The sequence below is a fragment of the Telluria sp. AC161 genome (assembly GCF_979258535.1).
In genome coordinates this window covers 515,182-529,796 of record NZ_OZ409861.1, presented here as the reverse complement: position 1 = coordinate 529,796, position 14,615 = coordinate 515,182, and the positions used below count along the sequence as shown (strand labels likewise).

The following is a 14,615-nucleotide window of genomic DNA, read 5'->3' as shown; positions in this document are numbered from 1 at the left end:
CTTGTCAAGAATGTGTCATTCATTCTGAGTATTTGCCGCAATTTCATGCGGATCGAATAAAAGCGGCCATTCTTATGATCCGCACCGACGTAAAAAAACCGGAAGGCCTGCGCCTTGCCGGGTTTTAGTATCGACTAAATCGCTTACCTGGCCTTCATTAGCGCGACCGTGCTGTCTGGCCAAACGCAGCGCTGGCGCACAACGGACAAGGGCCGGAACTGCATGCGGTTCCGGCCCTTGTTCTTACCCGCCAGGCCAGGCCGGGTAAGGATCGTCGTGGATGCTCAGAAGCTGTAGCGGGCCGACGCGGTGAAGTAGCGGCCATACGGATTGTGCAATCCTTCGTTGTAGCCGGCCAGTGGCGCACCCGCCGTGGCGCCATAGCGCGGGTCGAACGGCGCCGCCTTGTCGAACAGGTTCTGGACGTTGAACGTGAGCGACAGGTTCTGGATCCCGGTGTAGGTATACCCTACGCCAAAGCGCACCCATTCCTTGACCTTGCAATCCGGGAACTCAGCAAGATAACCCGGTACGGTGATGCTCGCACTGGGCGTACCTGCACTGGTGGCTGGCTGGTAGTGGCAGAACGCCGTCTCGTAGGTGGTCTGGTTGTCGTACTTGCGCAGCAGGGAGACCGGACCGGTATAGTTGACGCTGGCATTGAAGGCATGCGCACCGCGGGTCAGCGAGGCCGTCAGACTCGTTTTCCAGCGTGGCAGGTCAATGCCGCTACTCAGGTTCCAGTCAAGCAGACCGGCATTGTAGCCAACCAGATTGCGTTCCGGGTCGCCCGGTTCTTGCTGCAGCGTGTACGAGTGCAGGTAGGCCGACGTGAGCTTGGCGCTGAAATTGCCCCAGTCGCCCAGGTTCTTGCGGAAGGCAACGTCGATATCGATGCCCTGCACTTCCACCGAACCCTTGTTCAGCCATGGCTGGCGCACCGTCAGTAGCGGGCCGGTGCCCGGAATCGGCCTGCCGGCGGCATCGGTGATGAAGTTGGCCGGCGTCTGATCGCGCACGATCAGGTCAGGATTGGTGTCCTCGTCGCGCAGCGCGTCAAACGCCGTACCGAGTGCCACCTCGCCTTCCTTGCGGATCTTGAAGAAATCCAGGCCGATATCGAAGTTCGGGGTCGGCGAGAACAGGATGCCGAAGGTATAGCTCTTCGACTCTTCCGGCTTGAGGTTCGGGTTGGCGCCACCGGTGCCGGAGGCCGACTTGCGGCAATCGACTTCGGTCGCGTTGGGCTTTGGTGTCACTTCATCGCTTTCGCAGCGGCGTGGGTCATACAGGTTGGTGAGGAAGAATTGCGCGCCCCCTGGCGTTACCTGTGACAACGCCGGCGCCCGGAAGCCTTCGGAATAGCTGCCACGGAACGCAAGGCTGTTGGTCGCCGTCCATTTGGCGCCCACCTTCGGCACGAAGTTGGTCTTGATGCCCGGATACTTGTCCCAGCGACCGGCAAAGTCCATCTCGAAGTTCTTGAAGAACGGGGTGCGCATTTCGATGAAGGCCGACTTGACGTCACGCTCGCCATCGATGATGGTGTTGGCCAGGCCGTAGATCTGGCCGGTTGCCAGCAACTCGCCCGGATTCATCTTCAACTTTTCGCGGCGGGCTTCCGCGCCCACTGCAACGCCGATCGCGCCGCCGCCCAGCTGACCGAACTGGGTATTGGCCTTGACGTCGAAATGGGTGATCGACGACTTGTCGTCACTCTGGGTCCTGCGGAACAGGTCCGGGTTGGCAGAGAGCTGCGCCAGCGTGGCGCCGGCGTTCAACTGGCGCAGCACCGGCAGGTACAGGCGGCCCTCGTAGCTATCCTTGCGGCGTGCTTCGTTGTAGAGCAGGCCCACTTCCCAGTCCCAGTTGAAATGCGAACCCTGCAGGCCCGTGAGCAGGCGCCCCTGTTCATTGATCGTCTCGGTGCCGCTAGGGGCATTTTCGAAGCGGTAGGCCACCGAGGCGCGCGCATTCGGGAACGGATTGTCGGGGTGGCCGGCCGGCAGGATCGTCTGGTAGCTCGGCGCCACGCCGGTCGCATTGAAGTTGGTAATTGGCGTGGTGCCGATCGTGATCGGATTGGCCGTGTACAGGCGCTCGGTGCGGGCGTAGGCGCCCTCGACGAAGGCGCGCACGTTCGGGCCCAGCTTGATCGTGCCGCGGCTCAGGAGACTTGCATCCTTGCCTTCGCCTGTGCCTTCCAGGTTCTGGTTGGTGTCGTAGTTACAGAACGTGCGGCCCACGAACACACTGGTTGCGGCCAGGCCCATCGCCGTCGAGCCGGTCAACTGGCGCGCCGGATCGCAGTTCGTGCTCAGGCGCAGCCGATCGGCGGCGTTGGCGCGGGTCGCGGTGAACTGGCCAGAATTGGGCGCGGTCTCGCGATAGAACGCAGGCGCCCCTGACACGGCGCTGCCATACGGCGTGGCGTAGCGATTCGACAGGCGGCGGTACTGCTCGAACTCGATATCCTTGACGTTTTCGCGCAGCACGCGGTCGCGGTCGGACAGGTCGGCCGTGAAGAACACATTATAGCCATCGGTGTCGAGGTCGCCTGTGCCGGCAACGACGTTGACGCCCTTGCGCTTGAATTCGTTGTCGTCGTTGGCACTGACGCGCGCCGAGAGTTCGGCACCCTTGTAGTTCGAGCGGGTAATGAAGTTGATGACGCCGCCAATCGCATCCGAGCCGTACACGGCCGAAGCGCCATCGCGCAGGATCTCGACGCGTTCAAGCGCGGCCAGCGGAATCGCATTGAGGTCGTACAGCGTCGAGTTGCCATCGTTCGGATCGGCATACGCGACCGGCGTCATGCGGCGGCCGTTCAGCAGAATCAGCGTGGAGCTGGACGACAGCCCGCGCAGCGAAGCGGTCGATACGCCGCGGGAAAACCCGCCGTCGTTGGTGTCGAGATTCACATCCGACCCCATCGATGGCACCAGGCGAATCAGCTCGGTGACCGTGGAGGCACCGGTTTCGCGAATATCCTTCGCCGTGATGATCTGGATGGGCTGGGTGCCTTCCTTCTCGGTGCGCTTCAGGTTCGACCCCGTGACATACACGGTTTGCGCGCCCTCGCCGCCGGCATTTTGTGCCGACGCGTACGGGGATGTGGCAATGGCCATGGCGACCGCAATGACACTGTATTTCAGGACTGGCGGCTTCATTGATTTCCTCTCGCTGCGATTATTATTATCCGAAGGTGTTCATATGTACCCGGGTACATACAACGATAAAGTTTCGCAGAGAGATAATGAAAACCAAACGATTTTTTATGAGATAAGGTATGTACTTTCTACTTTGTTGCAAATAGATGACAACTATATGCAGATGACAAAGTCGCTTTATCCAGTACGAATAAGCGACCAATCTTTATTCATTCGACCTGAGATGTTCGAGCCAGCTTTGGCGAAAAAAAACCCGGACGCTGGCAGCATCCGGGTTTCTCGTCAGTGTTGACAGATTACTTGGCGTTCATCAGCGCAACGGTGGTGTCGAGCATGCGGTTCGAGAAGCCCCACTCGTTGTCATACCACGACGTCACTTTGACCAGGCGGCCCGACACTTTGGTCAGGGTCGCGTCGAAGTTCGACGAGGCCGGGTTGTGGTTGAAGTCGACCGACACCAGCGGCTCGGTCTGGTACGTCAGGATGCCGTTCAGCGCACCGTCGGCGGCCGTCTTCATGATCTGGTTGATTTCATCGACGGTGGTGTCGCGCTTGGCGATGAAGGTCAGGTCGACGATTGACACGTTGATGGTCGGCACGCGGATCGCGAAGCCGTCCAGCTTGCCGTTCAGTTCCGGCAGCACCAGGCCGACTGCAGCGGCAGCGCCGGTCTTGGTCGGGATCATCGACTGCGTGGCCGAGCGGGCACGGCGCAGGTCTTCATGCATCACGTCGGTCAGCACCTGGTCATTCGTGTACGAGTGCACGGTGGTCATCAGGCCGGTTTCCAGGCCAATGGCGTCATGCAGCGGCTTGACCAGCGGGGCCAGGCAGTTGGTGGTGCACGATGCGTTCGAGATGACGGTGTCCGAGCTTTTCAGCACGTCCTGGTTCACGCCGAACACGATGGTCGCGTCGACATCCTTGCCGCCCGGGGCCGAGATGATGACTTTCTTGGCGCCACCCTTGATGTGGGCCGATGCCTTTTCCTTGGTGGTGAAGAAGCCGGTGCACTCGAGCACGACATCGACGCCCAGCTCGCCCCATGGGATTTCTGCAGGGTTGCGCTGTGCGAACACGCGGATTGGATCGCCGTTCACGATCATGTTGTCGCCTTCGACCGTGACGGTGCCAGGAAACTTGCCGTGGGCGGTGTCGTAGCGGGTCAGGTGGGCGTTCGACTCGGCATTGCCGAGGTCATTGATCGCCACGATCTGGATGTCCTGTTTCTTGCCGCCTTCGTAGAATGCGCGCAGGATATTGCGGCCGATGCGGCCATAACCATTGATTGCAACTTTGATCGTCATGCTTGGCTCCTGGTAGAAAAAAAACTTTTTCGTAACGAACATAGTAAAACGGACCATCCCTGCGGGACAGTCCGTTTTCTGGCGAATGCTTACGCTGCGATAACTTGTTTGGCCTTGGCAACCACGTTCTCGACGGTGAAGCCGAAGTGCTTGAACAGCACTGGCGCCGGCGCCGATTCACCGAAGGTGTCGATGCCGACCACGGCGCCTTCGAGGCCCACGTACTTGTACCAGAAGGCGGTGATGCCGGCTTCGATGGCCACGCGCGGCGTGCCGCGGGTCAGCACGCTGGCTTTGTAGGCGGCGTCCTGGCGATCGAACACGTCGGTCGACGGCATCGAGACGACGCGCGCGGCGATGCCTTCAGCGGCCAGTGCGTCGAAGGCCTTCACGGCCAGTTCGACTTCGGAACCGGTGGCGATGAGGATGACCTTGGCGTCCGGCGTGTCGCGCAGCACGTAGCCGCCCTTGGCGACGTCGGCGACCTGCTGGGTGTCGCGGGCCATGAACGGCAGGTTCTGGCGCGAGAAGATCAGCGTCGTCGGGCCATCCTTGCGCTGGACTGCTGCGCCCCATGCGACGGCCGATTCGACCGTGTCGCATGGACGCCAGTTGTCCAGACCCGGGATCAGGCGCAGCGACGAGACGTGCTCGACCGACTGGTGCGTCGGACCGTCTTCGCCCAGGCCGATCGAGTCGTGGGTGAAGACCGAGATCGAACGGATCTTCATCAGCGAGGCCATGCGCAGCGCATTGCGGCTGTAGTCCGAGAAAGTCAGGAACGTTGCGCCGAACGGGATGAAGCCGCCATGCAGCGCCACGCCATTCTGGATCGCGGCCATGCCGAATTCGCGCACGCCGTAGTTGATGTGATTACCGGCGATGCCCGAGCGCACAGCAACCGATTCTTTCCAGTTGGTCAGGTTCGAACCGGTCAGGTCGGCCGAGCCGCCCAGGAATTCTGGCAGGCTTGCGGCCAGTGCCTGGATCGCATTTTGCGACGCCTTGCGGGTAGCGATGGTTTCCTGCTTCTCGATGCAGCTCGCAATCGCGGCGTCCAGCGCCTTGGTAAACTCACCCGACAGCTCGCCCTTCATGCGGCGCTCGAATTCGCTCGCCAGTTCAGGATGTTCGCCGCGGTACGCCGCGAACATCGTGTTCCACTCGCCTTCGGCCTGGGCGCCGCGCTCTTTCGCGTCCCATGCTTCGTACAGTTCGGCAGGGATATCGAACGGGATCGGATCCCAGACCAGGTGCTGGCGCACGGCAGCAATTTCCTTGTCGCCCAGTGGCGCGCCGTGGACCTTGTCGCCGCCTTCCAGGTTCGGTGCGCCCTTGCCGATGATCGTCTTGCAGCAGATCAGCGTTGGACGGTCCGACGTCTTGGCCTGCTCGATCGCCGCATCGATATCTTTGACGCTGTGACCGTCGACCTTCGGGATCACGTTCCAGCCATAGGCTTCAAAGCGCTTTTGCGTGTCGTCGGTGAACCAGCCTTCGACCTTGCCGTCGATGGAGATGCCGTTGTCGTCGTACAGCCAGATCAGCTTGTTGAGCTTGAGGGTGCCGGCCAGCGACGCCACTTCGTGCGAGATGCCTTCCATCAGGCAGCCGTCGCCCAGGAACGCGTAGGTGTAATGATCCACCACGTCGTAGCCTGGACGGTTGAATTCGTAGCCCAGCAGCCATTCGGCCAGCGCCATGCCGACCGAATTGGCGATGCCCTGGCCCAGCGGGCCGGTGGTGGTTTCCACGCCCGGGGTGATGCCCACTTCAGGGTGACCCGGCGTCTTGGAATGCATCTGGCGGAATGCGCGCAGATCGTCCATCGTCAGGTCGTACCCTGCCAGATGCAGCAGCGCGTAATGCAGCATCGAGCCATGGCCGTTCGACAGCAGGAAGCGGTCGCGGTTCATCCAGCCCGGATTGGCCGGATTATGACGGTAGTGCTTGTCCCACAGCGCAACGGCGATCTCGGCCATGCCCATTGGCATGCCCGGGTGGCCCGAGTTGGCTTGCTGAACAGCGTCCATCGCCAGCGCGCGGATCGCGTTGGCCATCAGGGTGGTGGTTTGCGTAGATTTCATGGAGATCGGGGATCAGGGATTGGAAAGCTGGTGGCCTGCGGCTGGCCGTAGCCCGTTATTTTACCAGACCGCCGTAGCGAGGATTTAAAATGCAGCCCTGTCCATACCGATTTCAGGAGTGCCATGCCGCGTTTTTATTGTCCCCAGCCGCTTGTCAACGGCAGCACCGTCGAGCTGCCGGAAGCAGTCGCGCATCACCTGCATGTGGTGCGCCTGCAGCCCGGCGCCGCGCTGACGCTGTTCAATGGCGAAGGCGGTCAATACCGCGCCACGCTGGTCGAGACCGGCAAGCGGCGCGCCACTGCCGTCATCGACGGGCACGAGGCGATCGAGGCCGAAGCGCCCTACCCGGTCACGCTGGCCCAGGGCTTGCCGGAAGGCTCGAAAATGGACTGGATCATCGAAAAGGCCGTCGAACTGGGCGTGGCCGCGATCCAGCCGCTGGCCGCGGCGCGCAGCGTCGTGCGCCTGTCCGGCGAGCGGCTCGAGAAACGCCAGGCACACTGGCATGGCGTCATCGTCGCGGCCTCCGAGCAATGCGGGCGCAACCGGCTGGCGCAGCTGCACCCAATGGCGGACGTGCAACCGTGGCTGGCGGCAAGCGCGGGCACGACCCGCATCCTGCTCAGTCCGCGCGCCACCGAATCGCTGGCCGGCTGGGCACGCGCGAATGCGCCGCAGGCGGTCACGCTCCTGATCGGCCCGGAAGGCGGGCTCACGCCGCACGAAGAAGACGCGGCCGTTGCCGCCGGCGCGCTGTCGCTGTCGATGGGACCGCGCGTGCTGCGCACCGAGACGGCCGGGCTGGCCGCGCTCGCCGTGCTGGCGGGAGCCTGGGACGCCATCTGAACGGTCAATAGAGAGCGCATGAAAAAACCCCGCCGGCATCGCTGCTGGCGGGGTTTTTTTATACAGCGACAGGCTTAGAACGTGTAGTTCGCGCCCAGGCTGAAGAAGCGGCCCACTGCGCCTGGCTGGTGCAGCGACGCGTTGTACGACGTTTGTGCACCGGCGTTGCCGTAGGTAGCGACGTCGTATGGTGCTTCCTTGTCGAACAGGTTCAGGATCGCGCCGCGGATCGTCAGGTTATCCGTGACCTTGTACGACAGGTTCAGGTTGGTAACGGTGAACGACGACACGTTGCAGTAGCCGATCGGCTGGACCAGACCCTGGAAGTAGGTACGGCCACCAACGTCGGCTGCAGTCGATGCGCAGTCGGTCGCGCCCAGTGCCGGGTCGAAGGTCGAGAAGCCGCTCGTGTAGTTCACGGTGGCGGTCACGTCCAGCGGGCCACGGGTGTAGCCGAGGGTGAACTGCGCACGGTCTTTCGGGTTACCCGTTGCGCCGCCAACCGACGATGGACCTTGCGTGCCGGCCAGCTGGTACGAATCGCTGCCCAGTTCGGTCACATAGCCAAAGACGTGGGCTGCGCTCAGGTTCGCGCTGACAGTGCCCAGATCGTTGGCCAGGCGCCAGCGATAACGGATGTCCGCTTCGATGCCGTGGGTTTCGGTGCTGCCGGCGTTGATGTAAGGCGACAGGCCGTACAGGATCGGACCAACCGCAGGGATGCCAGGCACCGTGTTGTTGCCCACGCCGGTGGCGATGTCGATCGTGTTGGCAGGACCGCGGACCCAGGTTGGCGTGAAGCTTGGATCGTTACCTGCTTGCGTGACGACCAGGTTCTTGATCTGGATCTTGTAGTAATCCAGGGTCATGTTCAGGCCGCGCATTGGCTCGACGATGATACCGGCCGTGAACGACTTCGACTTCTCTGGCTGCAGATCAGGATTGGTGGTCTGGACGTACGGTGGGCTGAACGAGCAAGCCGATGGCACGTTGCCGGCCGTGGTCTGGCTGCCATTGGCGCACAGGATCGGATCGCGGATCGCGTTGAACGTGAAGAACGAACCGGCATTGCCGACTTCAGCCGGGTTCGGCGCGCGGAAACCGCGTGCGAACGTACCGCGCAGACCGAACTGCTGGATCGGCGCCCACTTGAAGTTGGCCGACGGCGTGAACGAATTGCCGTAGGTGTCGTAGTGGTCATAACGACCGGACAGGCCGATTTCCAGGTTCTTGATCGGCGTGGCCTGCAGCTCGGCGAACACCGCACTGTTGGTTTCGTCACCGATGGTGAACGCTGCCGTATTGGCGACCGCGCCGTTGAGCGTCAGGCTCGATGCAGGTGCATTCTGCTTGCGCTCATGCCAGTGCACGCCAGCGGCGAAGGCCAGTGGGCCGGCGCCGAAATTCGACAACAGTTCACGCGAACCGATCAGGTCGGCGTAGTTCAGCGTCGAGTCGATCTTGTTGCCGAAACGTGGCGAGACGGCATCCACGACGCCCGGCGCATTGTTGCCCAGCACATTGAACGTGCCACTGCGCAGCAGGTTGTACAGGTTGGTACGGTTGACGTAGCCGCTGTAGTCCAGGTCGCTCTTGACGCGGGTGCCACCGATGGCAGCGTTCACGTCCCAGCCGTAGGCACTACCGACGAGGTCAGCCGCGAAGCGGGTCGCGGTGGTCTTGTTGTTGGTCGCCGTCGCTGCACCGACATCCGGAATGTAGCCGTACAGGCGGGCCGGAGCACCCAGTTGGTTGGTGATATTCGCGCCGACCGGTGCGCCAGCGGCGAAGGTCGTGTTCGAGATGGCGCCCACACGCGGTGTCAGCACGCCATTGACCAGGGTCGTGGTGCCGTTGAAGCTCGTCGGGCTGAACGCTGCCGGGGTTGCATTGCGGTTGTTGTTGCTTTCGCGCTGGAACATCGAGCCGTTGAAGCGCACTTCCCAGTCTTCGCTCAGCTTTTTCGTCATGCCGATCATCAGGTTGACGTTTTCGGTCTCTGGCTGGATGTTCGACAGTTCATCGCGCACCGAGCAGCCGCCGGCACGGTATTTGGTGAAGTTGCAGTTCGTCGGGTCGAGGAACTGGTAGTTTGCCGGGTTATTGACGTTGGTGACGCCAGCCGGGTTGTTCGGGTTCGACGCGTTGTACAGGAACGGGCTGCTGGCCGGGGTCAGGAAGTTGTTGATGTTGGTCGGCACGCCCAGGGTCAGGTCGTTACCACCACGTGCGCGCCAGTCGCGGTTCGCATAACCATACTGTTCGCGGTCGACGACCTTGATCGCGTTCTGCTTGCGGTATTCTGCCGTGATGAAGGCGTTGTAGCCGTCGTTGTCGAGGTCACCGATGCCGGTGCTGATCGAAGCGCGCTTGGTCTTGCCGCCACCGTGCTGCGTGTCGCCGACTTCGGCCGACAGGCGGGTGCCGTTCAGGTTTTTCTTGAGCTTGATGTTGATGACGCCGGCGATCGCGTCCGAGCCGTACAGCGACGAAGCGCCGCTCTTCAGGATCTCGATGCTTTCGATGGCATCGAACGGGATCGACGAGACGTCGACGAACGAGCGCTGGGAGTCATCCGACAGCGGATACGGGGCCATGCGGTGGCCGTCGATCAGCACCAGGGTCGCGCCCACGGTCAGGCCGCGCAGCGAGATGCCCGATGCGCCATTGGCGAACGCGCCGGCAAAGCCGGTGCCCAGGGTACCGGCGCCATTGGCGGCCAGGTCGGTCAGCAGCTCGGCAACCGAGGTCTTGCCGCTCTTCTGGATGTCGGCTGCAGTCAGCACCTGCACCGGGGTCGGCGTTTCGGTGTTGGTGCGGCTGATCAGCGAACCCGTCACGACCACGCGCTGCGCGGCTGGTTCGGTGCTGCCCTGCTGGGCTTGGGCAAATGCCGGTGCTGCGCAGGTCAAGGCGCCGCTGGCAATTGCGCAGGCAATCGCGAAAGGCATCGACTTCAGTTTCAACATCATGGGTGATTCTCCTCGTACTTTCTTATCGGTGATTGCGCACCAGAATGCTCAGTGCCTGTTCCGCAGGCTCGTGCCTGCCGGTCGCCTGGGCCGGCAAAGCATCGGATGGACGCATTGAGCCGGAATAGGTTGACCACTGATCGCATTCTGCACGGCAGTATTTTTCATGCATACGTCTGACTGGGGACGATCAGCCTAAATAAGTGCCTGGATGAAACCAAACGTTATTCAAGTGGAGCTATAAAAACATGGCGTCAAGAATAGTGTCAACCGAGCACCAATAATGCAGAGTGTGAAATACAACACTTTATTTTTTTGAAAGTCTGGAAAGCGCAATGGTGGTGCGACGCAATATCAAACTGGTGCAATCCGCTGAACCGCCATTCAAATGCTAAAGGCACGCAACGTCTTGTATTGACGACCTTTTTATCATCAAAATTTTTCCAGTGCGGGACAAGTCAAGGTGGTGTTGCGCTATACCAGTCCCGGTTTTTATTTCGATGCACCATTATCGAGCGTGAAACTAAAAGTTGGGTAAATACAACACAATGTCTTTGGGCAACCCAATAAAAAACCGCCCCGAAGGGCGGTTTGGCATTTGTCCTGAAAACGGCTGGATCAGAACTTGCGATCGTACATCAGCGAGAAACGGGCGTAACGCGGTGCGGTCAGCGACAGCGGCGTCTGGTACAGGCTGCTGACGTTGGCGGCATTGTTGTAGGCCTCGGTCACGCTGGCAACCGACTGGCTGTTGAAGACGTTGAACACGTCGACACGGAACTGCAGGCCCTTGATGAAGTTAGGCTTGTAAGCCACGTTCATGTCCCAACGGTGCGTCCATGGCAGGCTGCCGACCGAGCCACGTGGGGTCAGCACGTTCTGCGAACGGGTCAGGCCACCGCAATAGAAGGTCTGGTTGGCGTAGTTCGGCGAATCGCCCGGATTGGCGGCGCTGCCGATGCAGCTGCGTGGACGGCCCGAAGCGATCAGCGCATTGCCACCAACGGTGATCTCGTCGTTGAACTGATAGAAGCCGAATGCCTTGACCTGGTGCTTGCGGTGATTCGGCAGGTAGCCATAGGCGCCTTCCATCAGCTCAGGGTAATCCCACGACGACGTGACGGCGACGTCAGCCTGGCCGTTATCCGAACGCACCTGGCCTTCGGTATTGCCCTTGTTGCGCGACCACACATAGCTCATCTTGCCATACCAGCCATTGCGGAACGGGTGCTCGAGGAATGCCTCCACCGAGCTATAAGTGCGCTTTGGCTTGTCGAAGCCGATGTCCGCCGCACTCAGGTTGACGGGTGTCAGCTTCGTCGCGTCGCCCGAGAAGTCGACCAGGAACTCATTGTCTTCACCCGGATTGAAGGTCTGGCAGCTGTTGCCAAACAACGGGTTGGTGATCGCAATGCCATTGGCGTCGGCGAAACGCTGGAATGGACGCACGTCGCAGAAATCGTCGATGGTCGATTGCAGCTTGCGATGAATCGCTTTGGCGCCGAAATTCAGCGATGGCGACCAGGCTTTCTCGAAGCCGAAGGTCACTTCGTCCTGATAGGTCGGCTCCATATTGCGCGCCGCCAGCGTGTCGACCACCTTGTCCTGGCCATATTCGTTATTGCCCGACAGAGGCTGGCTCAGCTGCGCCAGACCGGTTGGCGCGCCGTTCGCGTCGGTGCCGGTGTAGGTGTAGTACTGCGACGTAAAGGTCGAGCGGCCCGCGCCACGCACCGAGATGTGAGTCGGGATCGGCACCGAGTAGCGGCCCAGGGTCGCGTACACCTTGAAGCTCGAATCACCGTTGACGTCCCAGACTGCGGCCAGGCGCGGCTGGTACTGGTTCTTCATTTCCAGGAAGGTCGTCTTCGAGTCGTTCTGGTTCTTGAACGATTCGTTACGCACACCCAGCGTCAGCAGCAGGTTCGGGGTTGCCTGGAAACGGTCTTCCAGATACCACGCGCTCTGCTCGCCGAACGAATTCGTCACAGTCGAGAACTGGTCGCGGGTCACGTAATAGCCCTGGCTGCCCAACGGGCTGCCGGTGCTGGCCGGCGCAGGAACGAGTACGCCGCCCTCGCCCGGGATGGCCGCGCCTGGATTGCTGGCGCGATAGTAGGTCCACCTGCCGCCGCCAGCGAGGAAGTCGCCCGCTGCCACCGACTCGACCTTCGTCTGGTCGAAGCCGCCGCGCAGCGTGTGCGCGCCGAGGCGCCATTCGACGTCGAAACGGCCCGAATCGACGATGTCCTCCGAGCCCGGGGCCAGGATGTTGCCGGAGATGTTTTGCGGATTGGCATAGCTCAGGCCAGGGGCGCGCGCGTCGACCGTCGACGAGATCTGGAACAGGTCTGGGTTGTAACCGGTGAAGTAGTTCTCGTGCGGCGACTTGGCGCGGCCGTACAGGGCGGTGACGGTCAGGTCGTCGGTCAGGTTGCCGACGTAGCGCAGGGTATTGAGCTTGGCGCCGTTGTTGTCGACGTTGATGCGGCGCGTGGTCGACGTGACGGCGCCGGTGCGGCTGCGGGTCGCGTAGTTGAAGCCGCTGTCCGAATTGTTCACTTCAGGCGTGTCGCCCAGCGTCGTGAATTCGAGGCGGTGATTGTCGGTGATGTTCCAGTCGATCTTGGCCATGTAGCGCTCGACCTTGGTGTCGCGCTCGCGCCAGCCGACGGCGGCATTGTTGGTGGCCACGCGGAAGCCATTGACCAGGCCTTCTTCGGTTTCGGTTTTCTCGGCCGAGGCAAAGAAGAACAGCTTGTCCTTGATGATCGGGCCGCCGACGTAGGCGCCATACACCTTCTGGTCGCGCGTATTTTCGGCGCGCGCCAGGCGCAGCGTACCGTCGGTATTGACGTTGTTTGGCGTGCCGGTATTGCGGTAGTAGATGTCTTTCGGCGTGGCGCGCAGCGATTTCGGTTCCCAGGTCACGATGCCGCCCGCTTCCCAGGTGTTGGTGCCGCCCTTGGTGACGATGTTGACGACGCCGCCGATCGAGCGGCCGAATTCGGAGCCGAAGCCGCCGGTCAGCACTTGCGCTTCGGCGATCGCGCCGAATGGCAGCTGGGCAGCGCCCAGGCCGGTCAACGGGTTGGTGACAGGGAAACCGTTGATGTAGTACGAGTTCTCGGACGCTGCGCCGCCACCGAACGATGCGCCGCCGGCAAAGCGCGAGTCGGCGGTGGTGGTGTTTGGTGCCAGCTGAATGATGGCTTCGACGGTGCGGCCGATCGGCAACGTTGCCAGTTCGCGGGCATTGAACGTGGCGCTGCTGCCGGCGCTGCTGGTGTCGATGGTGGCGCGGGTGCCGGTCACCTGGACGACCTGCGGACCGCCGGCCGGTGCGGCAGCGGCGAAGATGGCTTCGCCGTTGCGGCCAATGCCGGTCTCGACGTTGACCGAGCCGATGACGGCGCCGTCACGCAACTGGGACACGCGGTACGTGCCACTCGGCAGCGAGCTGGCAACGAAACGACCCTGTGCATCCGGGGTCAGGGTGCGGCGGATACCGATGTCGGTATTCTCGATGAGAATCTGCACATTGCTGCCCGGGGCGACGGTACCGAAGACACTACCCGATGCATTCGACTGCGCCATTGCCGGCGACATTGCAGCCATGCCAATCACTGCGCCACCAAAGGCCAGACTCAGTGCGTGAACTAATACAGTTTTCTTCAACATGTGATTTGCTTTCTCTTTTTTGCCGGACCGCTCATGGCAGTCCTGTTCCTGGTCGCACCAGCACCGATCGCGGTAGCGCCCCTCCCTGTACACCCACATTACGCTGTAAGTACGTTCATGCCATTTTTTCCTCGAAAAGGAAATGAACGCTCATCTACGTTCATGCATAGGACATTGTGGCGTCAACAACTTTTTGTGCATATACGTATGCATTTCGTTATTTTCGTTCGCACAATGTTGTCGGTTTGAGACAGCGCGCAGGCATGGTGCATTCATTCACCAAAACAGCTCTGAAAACTCCCTGCTGCAGTGCACTTTTGCGCCACCCGAGGCACGTTATTTTTTATGAATTTCGGCGCTTGAACGTTGCGACAGTTCCACAAAGTTCGTTGTAATTTCGCACGTTTCAAATCAAAACCAGGGCTTCCCAGTGAGAATGTCGAAAGATCACAAACCCTGTGTATTTACATATTATAGACTGTTTGTTTTTTTATCCCTCTTACCGGCTGGTGCCTGTACGGCAGGGTAAAATAACGGCTTTTGCCGCTC

General features: G+C 61.1%; 6 protein-coding genes. 1 reads left to right on the top strand and 5 read right to left on the bottom strand.

From position 1 onward, the window contains the following. Positions 1-284 precede the first annotated feature (284 nt). The 3 genes from ACZ0AJ_RS02305 to tkt form a co-directional block, all read right to left on the bottom strand. Positions 285-3,170, bottom strand: a complete 2,886-nt coding sequence (locus ACZ0AJ_RS02305; RefSeq protein WP_499453758.1) for a TonB-dependent receptor domain-containing protein — start codon at positions 3,168-3,170, stop codon at positions 285-287. A gap of 296 nt (positions 3,171-3,466) precedes the next feature. Then, a complete protein-coding gene (gap, locus tag ACZ0AJ_RS02300; RefSeq protein ID WP_183549416.1) occupies positions 3,467-4,477 on the bottom strand; it encodes a type I glyceraldehyde-3-phosphate dehydrogenase in 1,011 nt (336 codons plus the stop codon). An 89-nt stretch (positions 4,478-4,566) separates the two neighbouring features. Beyond that, positions 4,567-6,564: a transketolase gene (gene tkt / locus ACZ0AJ_RS02295; RefSeq protein WP_499453755.1), complete on the bottom strand. Its 1,998-nt coding sequence runs from the start codon at positions 6,562-6,564 to the stop codon at positions 4,567-4,569. A 123-nt stretch (positions 6,565-6,687) separates the two neighbouring features. Between tkt and ACZ0AJ_RS02290 the strand changes: the two genes are divergently transcribed. Then, positions 6,688-7,413 carry a 16S rRNA (uracil(1498)-N(3))-methyltransferase gene (locus tag ACZ0AJ_RS02290; RefSeq protein ID WP_499453753.1) on the top strand — a complete coding sequence of 242 codons (726 nt, stop codon included), beginning with the start codon at positions 6,688-6,690 and terminating at the stop codon, positions 7,411-7,413. Between the two features lie 74 nt (positions 7,414-7,487). Here the strand turns inward: ACZ0AJ_RS02290 and ACZ0AJ_RS02285 are convergent, their stop codons facing one another. Continuing rightward, positions 7,488-10,385 (bottom strand): TonB-dependent receptor, encoded by a 2,898-nt coding sequence (locus tag ACZ0AJ_RS02285; RefSeq protein ID WP_499453751.1) that lies wholly within the window; start codon positions 10,383-10,385, stop codon positions 7,488-7,490. Between the two features lie 618 nt (positions 10,386-11,003). Continuing rightward, positions 11,004-14,066, bottom strand: a complete 3,063-nt coding sequence (locus tag ACZ0AJ_RS02280) for a TonB-dependent receptor (protein ID WP_499453749.1) — start codon at positions 14,064-14,066, stop codon at positions 11,004-11,006. Between the last annotated feature and the right edge of the window lie 549 nt (positions 14,067-14,615).

Bases quoted from the DNA above. Each gene is read 5' to 3' on its own strand.
- ACZ0AJ_RS02305 (WP_499453758.1), bottom strand. From the start codon at position 3,170: ATGAAGCCGCCAGTCCTGAAATACAGTGTCATTGCGGTCGCCATGGCC.
- gap (WP_183549416.1), bottom strand. From the start codon at position 4,477: ATGACGATCAAAGTTGCAATCAATGGTTATGGCCGCATCGGCCGCAAT.
- tkt (WP_499453755.1), bottom strand. From the start codon at position 6,564: ATGAAATCTACGCAAACCACCACCCTGATGGCCAACGCGATCCGCGCG.
- ACZ0AJ_RS02290 (WP_499453753.1), top strand. From the start codon at position 6,688: ATGCCGCGTTTTTATTGTCCCCAGCCGCTTGTCAACGGCAGCACCGTC.
- ACZ0AJ_RS02285 (WP_499453751.1), bottom strand. From the start codon at position 10,385: ATGATGTTGAAACTGAAGTCGATGCCTTTCGCGATTGCCTGCGCAATT.
- ACZ0AJ_RS02280 (WP_499453749.1), bottom strand. From the start codon at position 14,066: ATGTTGAAGAAAACTGTATTAGTTCACGCACTGAGTCTGGCCTTTGGT.